Source organism: Pelomonas caseinilytica (assembly GCF_021353235.1).
GTDB classification, from domain to species: domain Bacteria; phylum Pseudomonadota; class Gammaproteobacteria; order Burkholderiales; family Burkholderiaceae_C; genus Pelomonas; species Pelomonas caseinilytica.
The window spans coordinates 76,823-96,136 of the sequence record NZ_JAJTWT010000001.1 but is presented as its reverse complement, the minus strand read 5'-3'; the positions used below and the strand labels follow the sequence as shown (position 1 = coordinate 96,136).

Here is a 19,314-nt window from a genome sequence, read left to right as displayed (position 1 = left end):
CAGTCTCGGGCATGGGGCCTCGTCGCGCATCCGTTGCTACACGGGGAGGCCGACCTATCGGCGGGTCTCGGATTCACCCGGCGGCGCCCCTCGAGGGGGCCGGCGAAGCCGGTACGGGGTGGGCTATTCCGTCATGCCCTGATGGCGCAGCAGGGCGTCAATGGTCGGCTCCCGGCCGCGGAAGGCCTTGAAGTTGTCGATGGCGTCGCGCGCGCCGCCTTGCTCCAGCACCTCGCGCAGGAAGCGCCGGCCGGTCTCGGGGTTGAACACGCCTTCCTCCTCGAAGGCGCTCCAGGCGTCGGCGCTGAGCAGCTCCGCCCACTTGTAGCTGTAGTAGCCGGCCGCATAGCCGCCCGCGAAGATGTGCGAGAAGCTGTGCTGGAAGCGGTTGAAGGCCGGCGGGATGAGCACCGCCACCTCGGCGCGCACGTCGTCCAGCAGGCGCTGCACCTCGGCCTCGGTGCCGGGCTCGCCGTGCAGCCGCATGTCGAAGAGCGCGAACTCGATCTGGCGCAGCGTCATCAGCCCGCTCTGGAAGTTCTTGGCCGCCGTCATCTTGTCGAAGAGGTCGCGGGGGAGGGGCGCGCCGCCGTCGACGTGGCCGCTGAGCTGCTGCAGCACCTCCCACTCCCAGCAGAAGTTCTCCATGAACTGGCTGGGCAGTTCGACGGCATCCCATTCGACGCCCGAGATGCCCGAGACGCCGAGGTCGTCCACCTGGGTGAGCATGTGGTGCAGGCCGTGGCCGAACTCGTGGAAGAGGGTGATGACGTCGTCGTGGGTGAGCAGGGCGGGTTTGTCGCCCACGGGGCTCGCGAAGTTGCAGGTCAGCAGGGCGACCGGGGTCTGGTGTTCGCCGGTGGGCCGCAGCCAGCGGCTGCGCACCTCGTCCATCCAGGCGCCGGGGCGCTTACCCGGGCGGGCGTAGAGGTCGAGGTAGAACTGCGCCACCAGCCGGCCGTCGCGCCGGAGTTCGTAGAACTTCACCGTGTCGTGCCAGACCGAGGCGCCGGCCTCGTGGATGGACACGTCGAAGAGGCGCTCGATGATGGAGAAGAGGCCGGCGACGACCCTGGGCGCGGTGAAGTACTGCTTCACGGTCTGGTCGCTGAAGGCGTAGCGGGCTTCCTTGAGCTTCTCGCTCCAGTAGGACACGTCCCAGGCTTCCAGCGGCGCGCCGCCGGCGAACTCGCGCAGTTCGGCGAGGTCCTTCTCGGCGAAGGGGCGGGCGCGGCGGGCGAGGTCACGCAGGAAGGCCGTGACTTCCGCCGGGCCGGAGGCCATCTTGGGCGTGAGCGAGACGTCGGCGAAGTTGGCGTAGCCGAGCAGCTGGGCCTCCTCCTGCCGCAGCGCGACGATCTCGCGCATGGCGGCGGTGTTGTCCCACTCGGGCTTGCCGTGCTCGCTGGCGCGCGTGACGTAGGCGCGGTAGAGGGCCTCGCGCAGGGCGCGGTTCTCGGCGTACTGCATGACGGGCAGGTAGACCGGGAAGTGCAGGGTCAGCTTGTGCCGGCCATCGTCCTGGCGCGTGGCGTCGAGCACGTCCTGGGGCACGCCGGCCAGCTCCTGCGCCGTGGCGAAGTGGCTCCAGCCGTCGGTGGCGTCGAGCACGTGTTCGCTGAACTGCTGCTGCAGCTCGGCGCTGCGCTCCTGGATGGCGGCATAACGCTCCCGTGCCGCGCCCTGCAGTTCGGCGCCCGACAGCACGAAGTCGCGGATGGCGTGCTTGAGCAGCTGGCGGCGCGGCGCGCTCAGGCTCTCGCCCTGGGCCGCCATGACGGCCTTGTACTTGGCGAACAGGGCCTCGTTGGCGCCCATGGCCGTGTAGAACTCGGTCACGGCCGGCAGCATGGCGTTGTAGGCCTCGCGCAGGGCCGGCGTGTCGGCCACGGCATTGAGGTGGCCGACGGCGTGCCAGGCCGTGCCCAGGCGCTCGGTGGCAGTGTCGAGGATGCGCGAGAGCGCGTCGTAGTCGGCCGGCGTCTCGGGTTTCACCGCCTCGTCGAGGGCCGTCTTGGCGGCGGCCAGAAGCTCGGTGATGGCCGGCTGGACGTGCTCGGGGCGGATGGCCGCGAAGTCAGGCAGGGCGGCGGTGGAGAGCAGGGGATTGGTCATGGCGGTGTTCAGAGGCGGAAGCTCAGCTGGCGCTGATGTTTGAACGCGAGCAGGACGACACGGTCGTCGCTGTGGGCATAGAGCAGCACATAGGGCTTGATGACGAGTTCCCGAAGGCCGGCCAGGCCGACGGCCCGCGCCTGCGACTGTGCGCGATCGGCAAGTGCCCGGCCCTGGAAGGAGCGGGCCTGGAGGAAGCGGGCGGGGCGGCCGGCATGGGGGTTCCAGCGGAGCAGTTCGCGTGCCTGGCCGAGCTCGGCGAGCAGCCGTGCGTAACGACCTTCGGCGCTGAGGGCATCCTGCTCGCGCATGAATTCACCGCAGGCTCGTACGTCCCGGACGAAGGACTGGGCGGCCTGCAGCCGTGCCTGCGCCGGCAAGGCCATGGCCGCTCAGCCCTTCGGCAAGGCGAGCGCGGCATCGATGGCCGCGTCGTCGATCAGGCGCTCCGCCGCAGCGTCGGCCAGGCCTTCCAGCACGCCCTGGGCCAGCACGAGATGGCCGTGCTCGGCCTCCAGCTCGTGGTAGTAGTCGAGCTTGCGGGCGTCGACGAGGGCGACGTAGCTGCTGCCGTTCTTGGTGAGCACCTTCTCATGGCCGCGGACGACGACATCCTCGGCCAGTTCGGTCAAGCGGGCGCGGGCATCGCTGATGGGCACGACGTCCTGGGTTCGCACGGTCATGACGGTTCCATTAATGAATTCGTGGCGGGATCGTGCAATGCCGGCCGGCAGCGGTCAACCCCGTTCAGCGGATTCCAGCGTATTGACGAGCAGCATGGCAATCGTCATCGGCCCGACCCCACCGGGCACGGGGGTGATCCAGCCGGCCACCTCCTTGACGCCGTCGAAGTCGACGTCGCCGCAGAGCTTGCCCTCGTCGTTGCGGTTCATGCCCACGTCGATGACGACGGCGCCGGGCTTGACCATGTCGGCGGTCAGCACCTTGCGCTTGCCGACGGCCGCGACGACGACGTCGGCCTGGCGGGTCATGGCGCCGAGGTCGGCCGTGCCGCTGTGGCAGACCGTGACGGTGGCGTTGGCGGCCAGCAGCATCAGGGCCATGGGCTTGCCGACGATGTTGCTGCGGCCGATGACGACGGCGTGCTTGCCCTTGAGGTCCTTCATGCCGATGCTCTCGAGCATCTTCATGCAGCCGTAGGGCGTGCAGGCCTTGAAGCCGGGCTCGCCCACCACCAGGGCGCCGGCGCTGGCGACGTGGAAGCCGTCGACGTCCTTGGCGGGTGAGATGGCCTCGATGACCTTGTGGTCGTCGATGTGGCGGGGCAGGGGCAGCTGGACGAGGATGCCGTGGATGGTGGGGTCGTTGTTCAGCGCCTCGACGCGGGCCAGCAGCTCGGCCTCGGTCATGGTGGCGTCGTACTTCTCCAGCACCGAGCGGATGCCGGCCTCCTCGCAGGCCTTGACCTTGTTGCGCACGTAGACCTGGCTGGCCGGGTTGTCGCCGACGAGGATGACCGCCAGGCCGGGCTGGCGGCCCTGGGCGGTGAGGGCGGCGGCGCGGGCGGCGACTTCGGCGCGGGTTTGCTTGGAAAGCACGAGGCCGTCGATCAGTTGGGCGGTCATGATGGGGTTCCCGTAAAGCTGAAGAAACAAAGCCACAGAGGCACGGAGGCACAGAGAAGGTGGTGATCTCTCTGTGTCTCTGTGCCTCTGTGGCTGTGTTCCAAGATCAGAAAGCAAAAAGCCGCTGAGGGTTCAGCGGCCTTTTGGCGGAACGTGGAAATCAAGCCTTGGCGGTCGCGCCCAAGGCAATCTTGAGCAGGTCCGCCACCGTGTTGGCGTTGAGCTTTTCCATGATGTTGGCGCGGTGGGCCTCGACCGTCTTGATGCTGATGCCGAGGTCGTCGGCGATCTGCTTGTTCAGGCGGCCGGCCACGATGCGCTCCAGCACCTGGGCTTCGCGGGTCGTCAGCCGGGCCAGCAGGGCGTCGCGGCTGGCGGCTTCCTGGTGGCTGGAGAAGGCGTCGCGGGCCTGGTCGAGCATGCGTTCCACCAGGGCCAGCAGTTCTTCTTCCTTGAAGGGCTTCTCGATGAAGTCCATCGCGCCCTTCTTCATGGTCTGCACGGCCATGGGCACGTCGCCGTGGCCGGTGATGAAGACGATGGGCAGCGGGCTCTTGCGCTCGATCAGGCGGTCCTGGAGTTCCAGGCCCGTCATGCCTTCCATGCGGATGTCGGCGATGAGGCAGGCGACCTCGCGGGGGTCGTAGCGGGCGAGGAAGGATTCGGCGGAGTCAAAGCATTTGACCCGGTAGTCCTTGCCTTCGAGCAGCCATTGCAGGGAGTCGCGAACGGCTTCGTCGTCATCGACGACATAGACGTTGCCCTTCTTCGGGATCAAGCTCATGGTGTGGTGGGTTCGGTTCTCTGAGCGCTGCCGGCGGCGTCGGTCCGCAGGTGTTCTGAGGTGATGGTGACCGGAATCGTGAATGCGAAACGGCACCCTACGACCAGAGAGCCATTGTAGAGGTTCTCCGCTTTTATCCGGCCCTGGTGGGACTCGACGATGGACCGGCATAACCCTAATCCGATGCCCATGCCGTCGGCCTTGGTCGAGAAGAAGGCCTCGTACATGCGCGACAGCACCTCGTCGGGCAGGCCGGGGCCCATGTCGGTCACCGAGAACTCGATCTGCCCCCCCATCTCGGCGGTGTGCTTGGGCACGACACGCAGTTCGATATGGCGGCGCGAGGTGGGCAGCGAGGCGTTGTCGATGGCCTCGGCGGCGTTCTTGAGCAGGTTCATCAGCACCTGCTCGATGAGGATGGGGTCGACCATCAGCTGGGGCAGCCGCTGGGCGACGTAGGTGTGGATGGCCACGCTGCGCCGGCGTAGCTCGATGCCGGCGAGTTCCACCGCGTCCTCGACGATGTCGGCTGCGTGGGCCGGCTGGCGCTGGGGCTCGCTGCGTTTCACGAAGTTGCGGATGCGGTGGATGATCTGTCCGGCCCGCTGGGCCTGCTTGGCCGTCTTCTCCAGGGCCGCCATCAAGGCGTCCTTGTCGATGCTGTCGTTGCGCACGCGGCTGACCATGCCGTTGCAGTAGTTGGTGATGGCGGTCAGCGGCTGGTTGAGTTCGTGGGCGACGCTGGAGGCCATCTCGCCCATGGTCATCAGGCGGCTCGTCACCTGGGCCTTCTCGGCCTGCAGGGCGGCCTGGGCCTCGGCGTGGCGGCGCATGGTGATGTCGGTGGCGATCAGCATCTGCGCCAGGCGCCCGTCGGTCCATTGCAGGTAGCGGGCGCGCACGTCGAACCACATGGCGAGCGACTCGACGTAGACCTCGCGCGGGTCTGAGCCGATGTCGGTGAGGGCTTCGGCCGGCAGGCCCGAGTAGTCGTCCACCTCGTCGGCGCCGTCGTCCAGGCCGCCGCGGCGGCTCGTCGTGCCGATGAGCTGGCCGCCCGCCAGCAGGGCGTGGCCTGCAGGGTCGGCGCCGAACCAGAGCCGGTAGCTGCGGTTGGCGAAGAGCAGCTCGGGCGGCTGCACCGACAGCACCGACACGGCGGCGTCCAGCCCCTCCAGCACGGTGGTGAAGCGCTCGTGCGAGGCCGAGAGCTGGTCGCGCACGCGCTTGGCCTCGGTGATGTTGGTCATCGAGGTCATCCAGCCGGTCTGCTTGCCCTTGGTGTCCACCAGGGGCGAGACGTAGACGCGGGCGTCGAACTGGCTGCCGTCCTTGCGCTGAATCTTGACCTCGACGCCGCCCGAGGGGCTGCGGCCCTGCAGTTCCTGCTGCAGCAGCCGCGCGTTCTCCTCGCGCCGGTCCGTGGGCCAGAAGGGGTAGGGCGGCGTGCGCCCGACGAGGTCGGCCTCCGAGAAGCCCGTCATCGCGCAGAAGGCGGGGTTCACGTAGGTGATGCGCGTGTCCATGTCCATGGCGCGCATGCCGGTCAGCATGGAGTTCTCCATGGCGCGGCGGAAGTTGGTCTCCAGCGTGAGCGCGTTCTGGATCTGGGTGCGGCGACGCATGTGACGCCAGGTGCCCAGCAGCATCCACACGGTCATGCCGGCCAGGGCCAACACCAGCCAGAACAGGGCGTTGTTGATCAGGCCGATGGAGGTCCGCCAGCCCTGGCCGCGCAGCACCAGGCCGTTGAGGGCGGGGGCCAGCGGCACGTCGTGCAACAGGGCGGCGCGGCGCAGCACCTGGCCGGGCATGGGCGTGACGGTGCTGCTGACCACCTGGTCGCGCGCATCCAGCACGGCGATGCTGTGGCGCGTGGCCACCTCGGTGGGCACGTAGTAGCGCAGCAGCGCCTCGACGGTGTATTCGGCGATCAGCACGCCGGCGAAGCCGCCGCGGTCGATCAGCGGGATGTGCAGCTGGAAGACGGTGGTGCCGTTGGCGTCGGCGAAGGGCGGCGAGTAGACGGGCTGGCGGCGCTCCTTGGCGGCCTCGAAGGCGATCTCCGCGGCGTTGTTCTGGTTGGGCATGGGCATGGAGGGGTCGTCGCCCTCCACGGTCATGAGCCCGTCGGCCTGGAAGCCGGAAGAGCCCACGCTGCTGCGGCGCTCGCGCTTGGGGCCAAGCCAGGTGACGTGGGTCAGCTCGGGCCGCTCGCGGGCGAAGGCCTGGGCCTGGGCCGAGAACTCGTGGGCGTCGATCTGGCGCGTGACCACCTCGCGGGCGATGCGCACGAGCTGCTCCTGGTTCTCGATCAGGCGCAGGCGGATCTGCTGCTGGGCGATCTCGGTGTCGCGCTTGACGGATTCGGTCTCGCGCTCGATCTCCTCGTTGCGCAGATACCAGAAGGCCGAAATGATGGCCGCCAGGAAGAGCAGCACCGACACCAGCGGGCCCAGCGTGGCCAGGCGGTCCTGGCGCGAGGGCGACTGGCGGAACCACCAGGTCGCGATCAGGCGGCGCAGCGGCGCCAGCAGGCGTTGGCCGCGGCTGCGGAGCTCGGGGGCGGGGCGATCGGGGGACATCGACGGATTATCCGGGGGGCTCGGCGATGCAGCTTTTCGCATTAAGAAATTGAATCGCACCATTTGGGAAATGCCCGGCCTTGTGAGACACTCCGCCCGCCCGCAGGCTTGGGGCCTGCGTCTTGCCCCCTGTTAGAACAGCCAACTTCCGCCCGACAGAGGCGGAATTCATCAGTAGGAGACCGGCCATGTCCGCCCAGCCGCAAGAGTTTCTCGGCGCCGCCGCGAACGACAACGATCCGCAGGAAACCCGGGAGTGGCTGGATGCCCTCTCGGCCGTCGTCGGCGAGGAGGGCGGTGACCGCGCCCACTTCCTGCTTGAGACCCTGATCGACCACGCCCGCCAGGCCGGCATCGACGTGCCGTTCTCGGCCACGACGGCCTACGTCAACACCATCCCGCCCGAGCAGGAGGCCCGCTGCCCGGGCAACATCGACATCGAGGAGCGGCTGCGCGCCTACATGCGCTGGAACGCGATGGCGATGGTGGTGCGCGCCAACAAGCACAACCCCGAGGACGGCGGCGACCTGGGCGGCCACATCAGCTCCTTCGCGTCGCTCGCGACCATGCTGGGCTGCGGCTTCAACCACTTCTGGCACGCCGACGACGGCGAGCACGGCGGCGACCTGCTCTACATCCAGGGCCACAGCGCGCCCGGCATCTACGCCCGCGCCTTCCTGGAAGGCCGCATCAGCGAGGAGCAACTGCTCAACTTCCGCCAGGAAGTCGACGGCAAGGGTCTGTCCAGCTACCCCCACCCCAAGCTGATGCCGGAGTTCTGGCAGTTCCCGACCGTCTCGATGGGCCTGGGCCCCTTGATGGCCATCTACCAGGCGCGCTTCCTGAAGTACCTGCACGCCCGCGGCATCGCCGACACGAGCAAGCGCAAGGTCTGGGTCTTCCTGGGTGACGGCGAGATGGACGAGCCCGAGAGCCTGGGCGCCATCGGCCTGGCCGCGCGCGAGAAGCTCGACAACCTCATCTTCGTCGTCAACTGCAACCTGCAGCGCCTGGACGGCCCGGTGCGCGGCAACGGCAAGATCATCCAGGAGCTCGAAGGCGAGTTCCGCGGTGCCGGCTGGAACGTCATCAAGCTGATCTGGGGCTCCTACTGGGACCCGCTGCTCGCCCGCGACAAGGACGAGCTGCTGCGCAAGGTGATGATGGACACCGTCGACGGCGACTACCAGGCCTACAAGGCCAATGACGGCGCCTTCGTGCGCAAGCACTTCTTCGGCAAGCATCCCAAGCTGCTGGAGATGGTGTCCCACATGAGCGACGAGGACATCTGGCGCCTGCAGCGCGGCGGCCACGACCCGCAGAAGGTCTACGCGGCCTACCACAAGGCCGTCAACACCGTCGGCCAGCCCAGCGTGCTGCTCGTGAAGACCGTCAAGGGCTTCGGCATGGGCAAGATCGGCGAAGGCAAGAACACCGCCCACCAGACCAAGAAGCTGCAGGACGACGACATCCGCGCCTTCCGCGACCGCTTCAACATCCCGGTGTCCGACGCCGACCTGCCCAAGCTGCCCTTCTACAAGCCGGCCGACGACACGCCGGAGATGCAATACCTGCAGGCCCGCCGCCAGGCCCTGGGCGGCTACCTGCCCAAGCGCCGCCCGCGCGCCGACGAGCAGCTCAAGGTGCCCGAGCTCTCGGCCTTCCAGGCCGTGCTCGACCCCACCGCCGAGGGCCGCGAGATCTCGACGACCCAGGCCTACGTCCGCTTCCTGACCACGCTGCTGCGCGACAAGGAACTGGGCCCCCGCACCGTGCCCATCCTCGTCGACGAGGCGCGCACCTTCGGCATGGAAGGCCTGTTCCGCCAGATCGGCATCTACAACCCTGCGGGCCAGCAGTACACCCCGGTCGACAAGGACCAGGTCATGTACTACCGCGAGGACAAGGCCGGCCAGATCCTGCAGGAAGGCATCAACGAAGCCGGCGGCATGGCCAGCTGGATCGCCGCGGCGACGTCGTACTCGACGAACAACCGCGTGATGGTTCCGTTCTTCGTCTACTACTCGATGTTCGGCTTCCAGCGCATCGGCGACCTGGCCTGGGCCGCCGGCGACATGCAGGCCCGCGGCTTCCTGCTGGGCGGCACGTCCGGCCGCACGACGCTCAACGGCGAGGGCCTGCAGCACGAGGACGGCCACAGCCACATCCTGGCCGGCACCATCCCGAACTGCGTCAGCTACGACCCGACCTTCGCCCATGAAGTCGCCGTCATCATGCAGCGCGGCCTGAAGCGCATGGTGGAAGACCAGGAGAACGTCTTCTACTACATCACCCTGCTCAACGAGAACTACCCCATGCCCGGCCTCAAGCCCGGCACCGAGGACCAGATCCTCAAGGGCATGTACCTGCTGGAAGAGGCCGACGCGAGCAAGCCCGTCAGCGTCAACCTGCTGGGCTCGGGCACCATCCTGCGCGAGAGCCAGGTCGCCAAGATGCTGCTGGAAGAGGAGTGGGGCGTGGGCGCCAACGTCTGGAGCTGCCCGAGCTTCAACGAGCTGGCCCGCGACGGCCAGAACGCCGAGCGCTGGAACCTGCTGCACCCGACCGAGCTGGCCTGCGTGCCCTTCGTCACCCAGCAGCTCGGCCGCACCCAGGGTCCGGTCATCGCCTCGACCGACTACATGAAGAACTACGCGGAACAGATCCGCGCCTTCATCCCCAAGGGCCGGTCCTACAAGGTGCTGGGCACCGACGGCTTCGGCCGCAGCGATTTCCGCTCCAAGCTGCGCCAGCACTTCGAGGTCAACCGCCACTACATCGTCGTGGCCGCGCTGAAGGCCCTGGCCGATGACGGCGCGATCCCCGTCGAGAAGGTGGCCGAAGCCATTGCGAAGTACGGCATCGACACCAACAAGATCAACCCGCTCTACGCCTGAGCCCCGGGGGAGACAGAACATGGCATTGGTTGAAGTCAAGGTTCCCGACATCGGCGATTTCGACGAGGTCGGCGTCATCGAGGTGCTCGTCAAGGTGGGCGATCGCATCAAGGTCGAGCAGAGCCTGGTGACGGTGGAGAGCGACAAGGCGTCCATGGAGATCCCGTCGTCCACCGCCGGCGTGGTCAAGGAACTCAAGGTCGCCGTGGGCGACAAGGTCAGCGAAGGCAGCGTGCTCGTGGTGGTCGACAGCGAAGGTGCCGCCGAAGCCGCGCCGGCTGCGCAGGCCGCAGCGGCTCCCGCTCCTGCCCCTGCTGCCGCCGCGCAACCCGCGACGGCACCGGCGCCGGCTCCCGCAGCCGCAGCGCCGGCCCAGGGCGGCAGCGTCACCGTCGAGGTGCCGGACATCGGCGATTTCGACGAGGTCGCCGTCATCGAGCTGCTGGTCAAGGTTGGCGACACCGTCAAGCTGGAGCAGAGCCTCGTCACCGTCGAGAGCGACAAGGCCTCGATGGAGATCCCGTCGTCCACGGCCGGCGTCGTCGAGGAACTGCTCGTCAAGGTCGGCGACAAGGTCAGCAAGGGCTCGCCCCTGGCCCGCGTGAAGGCCGCCGGCGGCGCCGCCAGCGCTGCGCCGGCCGCTCCGGCCGCCACGGCGGCAGCCGCGGCTCCCGCCCCGGCCCAGGCCGCCGTGCCTGCCGAGCCCCGCCCCGCGCCGACCGCGGCGCTGCCGCCCCACCAGCCCACGGCGCCGACCGGCAAGCTGCCTCACGCCTCGCCCAGCATCCGCAAGCTGGCGCGCGAGCTGGGCGTGCCCCTGGCCGAGGTCAAGGGCAGCGGCGCCAAGGGCCGCATCACCGAGGCGGACGTGCAGGGCTTCGTCAAGGCCGTGATGTCCGGCAGCGTGCAGACCGCCGCGCAAGAGGCCGCCGCTCCGGCGCCGGCCGCCGGTGGTGGCGGTGGTACAGGCCTGAACCTGCTGGCCTGGCCCAAGGTGGACTTCGAGAAGTTCGGCCCGGTCGAGCGCAAGGAACTCTCCCGCATCAAGAAGATCTCGGGTGCCAACCTGCATCGCAACTGGGTCGTCATCCCGCACGTCACCAACCACGACGATGCCGACATCACCGAGCTCGAGGCCTTCCGTGTCCAGCTCAACAAGGAGAACGAGAAGGCCGGCATCAAGGTCACCATGCTCGCCTTCATGATCAAGGCGGCGGTCGCGGCGCTGAAGAAGTTCCCCGAGTTCAACAGCTCGCTGGACGGCGACACCCTGGTGCTGAAGAACTACTTCCACATCGGCTTCGCGGCCGACACGCCCAACGGCCTCGTCGTGCCCGTCATCAAGGACGCCGACAAGAAGGGCATCTTCCAGATCAGCCAGGAAATGTCCGAACTGGCCAAGAAGGCGCGCGACGGCAAGCTGGGCCCGGCCGACATGAGCGGCGGCTGCTTCTCCATCTCGTCGCTCGGCGGCATCGGCGGCAAGTACTTCACGCCCATCATCAATGCGCCCGAAGTGGCCATCATGGGCGTGTGCAAGAGCTCGATGGAGCCGGTGTGGGACGGCAAGGCTTTCGTGCCCCGCCTGATCCTGCCGCTGTCGCTGTCGTGGGACCACCGCGTCATCGACGGCGCCGCCGCGGCCCGCTTCAACGTCTACTTCGCGTCGCTGCTGGCGGACTTCCGTCGGATCGCGCTGTAAGAGGGAGCTGAACTCATGGCACTCATTGAAGTTCAAGTTCCCGACATCGGCGATTTCGACGAAGTCGGCGTCATCGAGGTGCTGGTCAAGGCCGGCGACACCGTCAAGGTCGAGCAGAGCCTGATCACCGTCGAGAGCGACAAGGCCTCGATGGAAATTCCCTCGTCGGCCGCGGGCGTGGTCAAGGAGCTCAAGGTCAAGGTCGGCGACAAGGTCAGCAAGGGCTCGGTGATCCTGAGCCTGGAATCCGAAGGCGCCGCCGCGCCCGCCCCGGCACCTGTGGCACCGGCCCCTGCGCCGGCCGCAGCCGCCCCGGCAACGGCGCCCGCCGCGGCCACCTACACCGGCAGCGCCGACCAGGCCTTCGACCTCGTCGTCCTCGGCGGCGGCCCCGGCGGCTACTCGGCCGCCTTCCGCGCCGCCGACCTGGGCCTGAAGGTGGCGCTGGTCGAGCGCTACGCCACGCTCGGCGGCGTCTGCCTCAACGTGGGTTGCATCCCGTCCAAGGCGCTGCTGCACGTGGCGGCCGTCATGGACGAGGTCAGCCACATGGCCGACCTGGGCGTCGCCTTCGGCGAACCGACGGTCGACATCGACAAGCTGCGCGCCCACAAGAACAAGGTGACGGGCAAGCTGACCGGCGGCCTGGCGGCGATGGCCAAGATGCGCAAGGTCACCGTACTGCGCGGTTATGGCACGCTGCTTGATGCCCAGCACCTGAAGGTCGAAGCCACCGAGGGCACCGGCCAGGCCAGGACGGGTGCCGCGCAGACGGTGGCCTTCAAGCGCCTCATCATCGCGGCCGGCTCGCAGGCCGTGCGCCTGCCCTTCCTCCCGGACGACCCGCGCATCGTCGACTCCACCGGTGCGCTCGAAATGGGCGTCAGGCCGCAGAAGATGCTCATCGTCGGCGGCGGCATCATCGGCCTGGAGATGGGCACGGTTTACTCCACGCTGGGCGCGCGGCTCGACGTCGTCGAGATGCTGCCCACGCTGATGACCGGCGCCGACCGCGACCTCGTCAAGGTCTGGCAGAAGTTCAACCAGGGCCGCTTCGACAACATCATGTTGAACACCAAGACGGTGGCGGCCGAGGCCCGGCCCGACGGCATCTACGTGAGCTTCGAAGGCGAGGGCGCCCCCAAGGAGCCCCAGCGCTACGACCTCGTGCTGCAGGCCGTGGGCCGCACGCCCAACGGCAAGAAGATCGGCGCGGAGAACGCCGGCGTCATCGTCGGCGACCGCGGCTTCATCCCGGTCGACGTGCAGATGCGCACCAACGTCGCCGGCATCTTCGCCATCGGCGACATCGTCGGCCAGCCCATGCTGGCCCACAAGGCGGTGCACGAGGGCCACGTGGCGGCCGAAGTCTGCGCGGGCGAGCTGCTGGGCGACGAGAAGCTGACCAGGAGCCAGTTCGACGCCCGCGTGATCCCGAGCGTGGCCTACACCGACCCCGAGGTCGCCTGGGTGGGCATGACCGAGGACGAGGCCAAGGCCAAGGGCGTCAAGGTCACCAAGGGCCTCTTCCCCTGGACGGCCTCGGGCCGCGCCATCGCCAACGGCCGCGACGAGGGCTTCACCAAGCTGCTCTTCGACGAGGAGAGCCACCGCATCATCGGCGGCGGCATCGTCGGCACCCATGCCGGCGACATGATCGGCGAGATCGCCCTGGCCATCGAGATGGGCGCGGACGCCGTGGACATCGGCAAGACCATCCACCCGCACCCGACGCTGGGCGAGAGCCTCGGCATGGCGGCCGAGGTGGCGCACGGCTCCTGCACGGACGTGCCGCCCGCGCGCAAGCGCTGACGCGGCCTGCCGTGTGAGAAGGCCCCGCCCCGGTTCGCCGGGCCGGGGCCTTCGTCGTCATGACGGCCGGGTCAGCGGGTCTCGTCGCCGTGGTGTTCGCGGCGCTCCTCGTCAGGGCGCGACGGCTTGCGAGGCGTCTCGGGCCCCTCGTGCCGCGCTGGCGCCGGCGCGTGCTGCGCAGGCTGCGGGTGGACCTGGGGTTGAGCCTGGGCGTGGGGGGCTTCGTGCGGCGGCTGCTGAGGCGGCTGCTTCGCTGCAGCCGGATGGGCCTCGCCCTCGTGCGGGGGCATGGCGGCACGGGCGGCCGGAAGCATGGCGTGCTCCATCGGCGGCGCGGCGTGCGGGGCTGGCATCGGCGGCGGCGTGGAGCTGGCCGCCATCGCAGCCGGCGGTCGCGCTGGTGCCGGGGGCGGGGGCTCCGCGACGCGTACCGGCGGCGGCGCCACGTGCGCGTCCTGGGCGCCGGCATGCGGCAGCACCGCAGGCGCGGCCTGTGCGGTCGGCTCCAGGCGCACCGGCTGCGCCGGCGGCAGGGCCGGGCGGGCCTGGCGTGGGCTGAAGGTGGGCAACGCGGCCGTGCTGGCCGGGCGTGGCGCCTCGGCGTGCACGACGGCTGGCAGGGCCGCCGCCAGATGCGCCTGGGCCGGCACCTCGTGCTGGTAGGCCTGGCCGTTGGCGGTCGCGCCGGGCGGCGCCACGACGGTCACCTGGGTGATGCGGGTCACGTTGGTGATGTTGTTGATCGTCGTGACGTTGTGGCTGTCGATCTGGGTGACGTTGTTGTTCGTCACCCGCATGCCCACCTTCACCACCGGCGGTGCGCTCACCACCACGGCCGGCGGCGTGCCGATGGGCGCGGGCACGATCAGCCCCGGCCGCGATCCCGGCGGCGGCGGGATGAACACCCCCGGGGGGCCGACTGGCGGTTCGCCGCCTCCGATGGACACCTGCAGCGACAGGTGCAGGCCCGGTGCCGGCGGCGCGAACGCCATGCCGGCGGCGGCCCAGTGGCCCGCCACGTAGACCACGGCGCCGTCGCGGTGCTCGTAGTAGGGCTGAGCCCAGTGATAGCCGGGTTCGGGCGGGCGCAGCCAGCGGCCCGCGCACCAGACCCACTGGCCTTGCCAGCCCCAGTAGCCGCCCACCCAGACGGCCTCGGGCCAGGGCGGCGGCGGCGGCGCTTCCACCAGCATGGGCGGCGGTGCCACGTTCACGAGCACCGGCTCCGGCTGCGCGAGCGGCGGCTCGACGTAGACGCTGATGGCCGGTGGCGGGGGTGGCGGCACCCAGGCACGAACCGGCGCATCGAAGCCGACCTCGGCCCGCACGTCGGCATGGTGCGGGGGCTGGGCACAGCCCGCCAGCAGCGCGGCGGCCAGGCCGGCCGCCAGGGGCAGTAAGCGGAACTTCACGAACGACATGGCTAACCTCGCAGCCGTGGAGAGGCCTGCACAATGCCGCGGCGCCGTGGCGGGTTGACGAGGCGGCCCGCCGTGACGGCGAGCAGCAAGCCAGTAACCAAACATTCGCAGGCCTCGGCGCGCCGGGTTTACCCGCCGTGACGAATCGCCGGGCGGCATGGCCGGTGCGCCAATGGCCGCATGGCGGCAAGCGCTTCGCGATGGCAAAGGCTGGTGATGCTGCGTCCCGGCGAGGGACGGGCGCTGCTGTGGGCCGCCGGCTACTTCTTCTGCCTGCTGCTCGCGCTCTACCTGCTGCGGCCGGTGCGCGAGGCGATGGGCATCGCCCGCGGCGCGGACAAGCTGCCCTGGCTGATGACGACCACCCTGGTCGTCATGCTGGTGGCCAACCCGCTCTACGCCGCGCTGGTGTCGCATCTGCGGCGGCGGCGCTTCATCCCGCTCGTCTCGCACTTCTTCGCCGCCAACCTGCTGGTGTTTGCCGCGCTGTTCTTCTCCCTGCCCGAGCACGGCGGCAGCAGCCTGGGCTATGCCTTCTACGTCTGGCTGAGCGTCTTCAACCTCTTCGTCGTCTCGGTGTTCTGGAGCCTGATGGCCGACGTCTTCAGCGAAGACCAGGGCAAGCGCCTCTTCGGCATGGTGTCGATGGGCGGTTCGCTGGGAGCGGTCGTCGGCGCGGCGGTCACGGAGGGCGTCAGCAGCGGCCGCTGGGGGATCAAGGTCGAGCCCGCGGGGCTGATGCTGCTGGCCGCCCTGGGCCTGGAGCTGGCGGTGTTGTGCATGCTGCGGCTGGCCGCCCGCTTCGGACTGTCGTCGTCGGGCGAGGGCCAGCGCTCGCGCGAGCCCGGGCCGGACTTCAAGGCCGGCCTGCGCGAGATCGGGCGTTCGCGCTACCTGCAGCTGATCTGCGCCTACATGCTGCTGTTCACGATCACGTCGACCTTCCTGTACCTGATGCAGGGAGACATCGTGGCGACGAGCTTCGCCAGCGGCGCCGAGCGCACGGCGGCCTTCGCCCGGCTGGACTTCTGGACCAACGTGCTGACGCTCAGCGTGCAGTTGCTGCTGACGAGCCGGCTCATCGGCGCGGTCGGGGTGTCGGGCGTGCTGCTGGTGCTGCCGCTGCTGACGACGGCTGGCTTCGGCGCGCTCGCGCTGTGGCCGGGCTTCGCGGTGCTGGCTCTGGTGCAGGTGCTGCGCCGCGGCTTGCACTACGCTGTGGACCGGCCGGCCCGCGAGATCCTCTACATCCCGCTGGGGCCCGAGGAGCGCTACAAGTCCAAGGCCTTCATCGACACCTTCGTGTTCCGCGGCGGCGATTTCCTCGGCGTCTGGGCGCCGGCCTTCTTCAGCGCCCTGGCCGTGCCGGTGACACTCGCGGCGCTGGGCTGCTCGGCCGCGTGGCTCGCCGTGGCGGGCTGGCTCGGCCAGCTCGTGAAGCGCAGCCACGCCCCCGCCGCCGACCGGCCGCCGCATGGCGCGCCGCCCCTGTCCCGATGGAGCCAGAAGGAGATCCCATGAACCACCGCCTCTCGCGCCGCCACGTCCTGCAGATGGGCGCGGCCCTCCTGCCCGCCTGCGCCTGGGCCGCCGAGCCCAAGCGCATCCTCATCCTCGGCGGCACGGGCTTCCTCGGCCCGGCCATCGTCGAGGCGGCCCGGGCGCGCGGCCACACACTGACTCTGTTCAACCGCGGGCGCACGCGGCCCGGCCTCTTCCCCGACATCGAGAAGCGCCAGGGCGACCGCGACCCGCTCAAGGGCGAGGGCCTGAAGTCGCTCGAGACCGGCGAGTGGGATGCCGTCATCGACGACTCGGGCTACTACCCACGCATGGTCGGCGCCTCGGCGCAGCTGCTGGCGCCGCGGGTCAGGCAGTACATCTACATCTCCAGCGTCAGCGCCTACAAGGAGCCCAACCCCGTGCACGGCGACGAGGACGCCCCGCTGGCGGTGCTGGCCGACCCCAAGGTCGAGGAGATGGGCAAGGGCTTCGCCAACTACGGCGGCCTCAAGGCGGCCTGCGAGGCGGCGGCCGAGGCGGCGATGCCGGGCCGCACGACGGTGGTCCGCCCGGGCTACATCGTCGGCCCCGACGACCCGACCGGCCGCTTCACCTACTGGCCCGTGCGCTTCGACCGGGGCGGCGAGGTGGTGGTGCCCGGCGCGCCGACCGACCCCTTGCAGCTCATCGACGTGCGCGACCTCGCGGAGTGGCTGGTCCTGCTCGTCGAGCAGCGCACGACCGGCCGCTTCAACGCCGTGGGGCCCGACAAGCCCATGAGCTGGGGCCGCGTCGTCGCGGCCTGCCAGAAGGCCACCGCCACGCCGAGCACCGTCACCTGGGTGCCCGGCGAGTTCGTCGCCAAGCAGGAAGACATCGACTTCCCCATCTGGGCGCCCTACGTCGGCGACACCCAGGGCTTCCACACCTGGCGCAACCAGCGGGCGGTGCAGGCCGGCCTGCGTTTCCGCCCCGTCGAGCAGACGGCCACCGACACCCTCGCCTGGTACAAGGGGCAGCTCAAGGAGGAGAAGGGCCGCACCAAGCTCGCCTTCACGCCGGAGCAGGAGGCCGAGGTGCTCAAGCGCTGGAAGGCTGCCAGGCCGGGATGACCCCGGGCTTGCCGCAGTCCTGGCCGGCCGCGGTCATGGCCACAATGCCGGCATGACGGTCTTCTACTGGTTCATGGTGGTGGTGATGCTCGCCACCCTGCTGCCCTCGGCGCTCTACATGGGCATCTACGTCTTCACCGGCGAGGACGAGGCCCTGCAGCGGGCGCGCAAGATGTGGAACTTCCTGCGCGTGTTCACGCTGCTGGGCTTCAACATCACGCTGTGGGGCCACGTCGTCGTCGGCTTCTGGCAGCTCGTCCGCTAGCTGCGCTACAGGTCCGACGGATACATGCGAGGGCAGTCGGCCGTGCCGAAGCGGTCCACCGGCACGCGAAAGCGCATGCCCGGGCGCAATTGCTTCCAACGCTCCAGGTCGACCCGGCAGGTCCAGGTGCGGTCCTTGCGGTCGCGCAGCTCGATCTCGTAGTAGGCCTCGCGGCGCCCCAGTCGTTCGCTGCCCGGCTGGCCGGGCGGTGCCACCCGCAGCGGTGGCCGCGGCCAGTCGGGCGTCGTCTCGGGGCCGCCCTCGCTGCGGGCGATCCACTGGCGGCGCCAGACCAGGGCGGTGTAGCGGCAGTGCTCGGCCGGCTCGGCGCGCCGCCCGGTGGGGTCGGCCGCGACGCGGCGGCTGATGTCGTAGGCGCCCGGCGGCAGTTCGTCGCACCAGTCCGAGCCGGTTTCGGGCTTGAGCCGCTCCACGACGATCTCCATGCGCCAGCTGCGCCGTGTCAGCTCGACGAAGACGCCAGGCGGCCCGAAGATCCACCAGCCCACGGTCGCTAGGGAGGCCACGATCATGGCCACCAGCACCAGGACGCGCAGGCGCGGCAGCCGCATGGCGGGCTCAGTCCGCTTCGAACTGCGCGATGACGGCCTCTTCCCAGTGCGCCAGTTCGTCCCAGCCGATGTGCAGCCAGTCCATGGCCGCCTGGTGGTGGGCGGCCCAGTCGGCATCCTCGGGCAAGCCCTCGTGGCGGCGCATCAGGTGGTCGGCGATCAGCCCGGCGGCCACCAGGGTGTGGACCTCGGGTTCGATGTCGGCATGGCCCAGGGCGGCAAAGTCGTGGTGCAGGCGGATGGCCGCCATCAGCACCGGCGGCAGGTTCCACACCCGCACCACCAGGGCGCCTACGACGGCATGGTCGGTCTTGTGGTTGGCGTTCTCGGTGGCGATGTAGGGGCGATCGATGCGGGCGGCGGCCTCCACCATGGTGGCCCCATAGCCGCGCACGCTCTGCAGCAGCACCGGCATGCCGACGTGCAGGAACAGGCCGAAGGTGTGGGCCAGGTCGGGCGACAGCCCGGGCAACTGCTGGGCGACGGTGGCCATGGCGACGGCGCGCTTGGTGCTGCGCTCCCAGAAGCGCGCCAGCTGCGGCGCGTTGACGGGGATGGCATGCCGGGCCAGGAAGCCGGTCATGACGGCCACGCTCTCGCGCAGCCCGATGCGGTTCATCGCCTGGCCGACGTTGGTGCAGGGCTGGCCGACGGGCTTGAAGAGCGGCCCGTTGGCGATACGCAGCAGCGTGGCGGACATGGCCACGTCCGCGGAGGCGATGCGCGCCACGGCGTTCAGGTCCGGCTCGGGCTGCGCCATGGCCTGCTGCAGCTGGGCCAGCAGCTCGGGGCAGGGCGGGATCTGGATGTGCTGCAGCGGCCCGCGGCGGCGCGACTGGTCGAGATCGTCGCGGATCTGCTGCGTGCGCGAGCCTTGGGCGTGAGAGGAGACCGGGTTCTGCATGATCCGAAAATCTTAGGCGGGCTGGCGCCGGGTACAGTGAATCGAATCCTTGAGCG

The 19,314-nt window shown here is 69.6% G+C and carries 15 protein-coding genes; 6 read left to right on the top strand and 9 right to left on the bottom strand.

Features of this window, described 5'->3' with window-relative positions:
- Positions 1 to 123 precede the first annotated feature (123 nt).
- The 6 genes from LXT12_RS00435 to LXT12_RS00410 form a co-directional block, all read right to left on the bottom strand.
- Complete coding sequence (locus LXT12_RS00435) at positions 124 to 2,115, bottom strand: M3 family metallopeptidase (protein WP_233388385.1); 1,992 nt, start codon at positions 2,113 to 2,115, stop codon at positions 124 to 126.
- 8 nt (positions 2,116 to 2,123) lie between these two features.
- Positions 2,124 to 2,501, bottom strand: a complete 378-nt coding sequence (locus LXT12_RS00430) for a type II toxin-antitoxin system RelE/ParE family toxin (RefSeq protein ID WP_233388383.1) — start codon at positions 2,499 to 2,501, stop codon at positions 2,124 to 2,126.
- 6 nt (positions 2,502 to 2,507) lie between these two features.
- A complete protein-coding gene (locus tag LXT12_RS00425; protein ID WP_233388381.1) occupies positions 2,508 to 2,798 on the bottom strand; it encodes a type II toxin-antitoxin system Phd/YefM family antitoxin in 291 nt (96 codons plus the stop codon).
- A 54-nt stretch (positions 2,799 to 2,852) separates the two neighbouring features.
- On the bottom strand, positions 2,853 to 3,701 hold the full coding sequence (folD, locus tag LXT12_RS00420) for a bifunctional methylenetetrahydrofolate dehydrogenase/methenyltetrahydrofolate cyclohydrolase FolD (protein ID WP_233388378.1): 849 nt from the start codon (positions 3,699 to 3,701) through the stop codon (positions 2,853 to 2,855).
- Between the two features lie 160 nt (positions 3,702 to 3,861).
- A complete protein-coding gene (locus tag LXT12_RS00415) occupies positions 3,862 to 4,485 on the bottom strand; it encodes a response regulator transcription factor (RefSeq protein WP_233388376.1) in 624 nt (207 codons plus the stop codon).
- A complete protein-coding gene (locus LXT12_RS00410; RefSeq protein ID WP_233388374.1) occupies positions 4,482 to 7,070 on the bottom strand; it encodes a PAS domain-containing sensor histidine kinase in 2,589 nt (862 codons plus the stop codon). Before LXT12_RS00410 ends, LXT12_RS00415 begins: the two co-directional genes overlap by 4 nt.
- Before the next feature lie 188 nt (positions 7,071 to 7,258).
- Between LXT12_RS00410 and aceE the strand changes: the two genes are divergently transcribed.
- From aceE to lpdA, 3 genes are read left to right on the top strand one after another with little or no spacing between them, the layout of a single operon-like run.
- Positions 7,259 to 9,967: a pyruvate dehydrogenase (acetyl-transferring), homodimeric type gene (gene aceE, locus LXT12_RS00405; RefSeq protein WP_233388372.1), complete on the top strand. Its 2,709-nt coding sequence runs from the start codon at positions 7,259 to 7,261 to the stop codon at positions 9,965 to 9,967.
- 19 nt (positions 9,968 to 9,986) lie between these two features.
- The gene (aceF, locus tag LXT12_RS00400; RefSeq protein ID WP_233388370.1) at positions 9,987 to 11,669 is read left to right on the top strand and encodes a dihydrolipoyllysine-residue acetyltransferase; all 1,683 of its coding nucleotides are present in this window, start codon (positions 9,987 to 9,989) and stop codon (positions 11,667 to 11,669) included.
- Between the two features lie 15 nt (positions 11,670 to 11,684).
- Positions 11,685 to 13,481: a dihydrolipoyl dehydrogenase gene (lpdA, locus tag LXT12_RS00395; RefSeq protein WP_233388368.1), complete on the top strand. Its 1,797-nt coding sequence runs from the start codon at positions 11,685 to 11,687 to the stop codon at positions 13,479 to 13,481.
- 71 nt (positions 13,482 to 13,552) lie between these two features.
- Here lpdA and LXT12_RS00390 read toward each other — a convergent pair whose 3' ends face one another.
- Positions 13,553 to 14,893: a hypothetical protein gene (locus tag LXT12_RS00390; RefSeq protein ID WP_233388366.1), complete on the bottom strand. Its 1,341-nt coding sequence runs from the start codon at positions 14,891 to 14,893 to the stop codon at positions 13,553 to 13,555.
- 225 nt (positions 14,894 to 15,118) lie between these two features.
- Between LXT12_RS00390 and LXT12_RS00385 the strand changes: the two genes are divergently transcribed.
- Genes LXT12_RS00385 through LXT12_RS00375 form a run of 3 tightly spaced genes read left to right on the top strand, consistent with a single transcriptional unit; the run spans position 15,119 to position 17,782 of the window.
- Entirely contained in the window at positions 15,119 to 16,423 is a 1,305-nt protein-coding gene (locus tag LXT12_RS00385) for an NTP/NDP exchange transporter (RefSeq protein ID WP_233388364.1), read from the top strand.
- Positions 16,420 to 17,517 (top strand): Rossmann-fold NAD(P)-binding domain-containing protein, encoded by a 1,098-nt coding sequence (locus LXT12_RS00380; RefSeq protein WP_233388362.1) that lies wholly within the window; start codon positions 16,420 to 16,422, stop codon positions 17,515 to 17,517. Before LXT12_RS00385 ends, LXT12_RS00380 begins: the two co-directional genes overlap by 4 nt.
- A gap of 52 nt (positions 17,518 to 17,569) precedes the next feature.
- Positions 17,570 to 17,782, top strand: a complete 213-nt coding sequence (locus tag LXT12_RS00375; protein ID WP_233388360.1) for a hypothetical protein — start codon at positions 17,570 to 17,572, stop codon at positions 17,780 to 17,782.
- Between the two features lie 5 nt (positions 17,783 to 17,787).
- On the opposite strand, the gene LXT12_RS00370 is transcribed toward LXT12_RS00375, so the two are convergent.
- Positions 17,788 to 18,354 (bottom strand): hypothetical protein, encoded by a 567-nt coding sequence (locus tag LXT12_RS00370; RefSeq protein WP_233388358.1) that lies wholly within the window; start codon positions 18,352 to 18,354, stop codon positions 17,788 to 17,790.
- A gap of 7 nt (positions 18,355 to 18,361) precedes the next feature.
- A complete protein-coding gene (locus LXT12_RS00365; RefSeq protein ID WP_233388356.1) occupies positions 18,362 to 19,258 on the bottom strand; it encodes an HDOD domain-containing protein in 897 nt (298 codons plus the stop codon).
- Positions 19,259 to 19,314: the final 56 nt, after the last annotated feature.

Coding starts and splice junctions, on each gene's coding strand:
- LXT12_RS00415 (WP_233388376.1), bottom strand. CDS start 4,485: ATGAGCTTGATCCCGAAGAAGGGCAACGTCTATGTCGTCGATGACGAC.
- LXT12_RS00380 (WP_233388362.1), top strand. CDS start 16,420: ATGAACCACCGCCTCTCGCGCCGCCACGTCCTGCAGATGGGCGCGGCC.
- LXT12_RS00385 (WP_233388364.1), top strand. CDS start 15,119: ATGCTGCGTCCCGGCGAGGGACGGGCGCTGCTGTGGGCCGCCGGCTAC.
- LXT12_RS00435 (WP_233388385.1), bottom strand. CDS start 2,115: ATGACCAATCCCCTGCTCTCCACCGCCGCCCTGCCTGACTTCGCGGCC.
- folD (WP_233388378.1), bottom strand. CDS start 3,701: ATGACCGCCCAACTGATCGACGGCCTCGTGCTTTCCAAGCAAACCCGC.
- lpdA (WP_233388368.1), top strand. CDS start 11,685: ATGGCACTCATTGAAGTTCAAGTTCCCGACATCGGCGATTTCGACGAA.
- LXT12_RS00375 (WP_233388360.1), top strand. CDS start 17,570: ATGACGGTCTTCTACTGGTTCATGGTGGTGGTGATGCTCGCCACCCTG.
- LXT12_RS00365 (WP_233388356.1), bottom strand. CDS start 19,258: ATGCAGAACCCGGTCTCCTCTCACGCCCAAGGCTCGCGCACGCAGCAG.
- LXT12_RS00410 (WP_233388374.1), bottom strand. CDS start 7,070: ATGTCCCCCGATCGCCCCGCCCCCGAGCTCCGCAGCCGCGGCCAACGC.
- aceF (WP_233388370.1), top strand. CDS start 9,987: ATGGCATTGGTTGAAGTCAAGGTTCCCGACATCGGCGATTTCGACGAG.
- LXT12_RS00370 (WP_233388358.1), bottom strand. CDS start 18,354: ATGCGGCTGCCGCGCCTGCGCGTCCTGGTGCTGGTGGCCATGATCGTG.
- LXT12_RS00430 (WP_233388383.1), bottom strand. CDS start 2,501: ATGGCCTTGCCGGCGCAGGCACGGCTGCAGGCCGCCCAGTCCTTCGTC.
- LXT12_RS00425 (WP_233388381.1), bottom strand. CDS start 2,798: ATGACCGTGCGAACCCAGGACGTCGTGCCCATCAGCGATGCCCGCGCC.
- aceE (WP_233388372.1), top strand. CDS start 7,259: ATGTCCGCCCAGCCGCAAGAGTTTCTCGGCGCCGCCGCGAACGACAAC.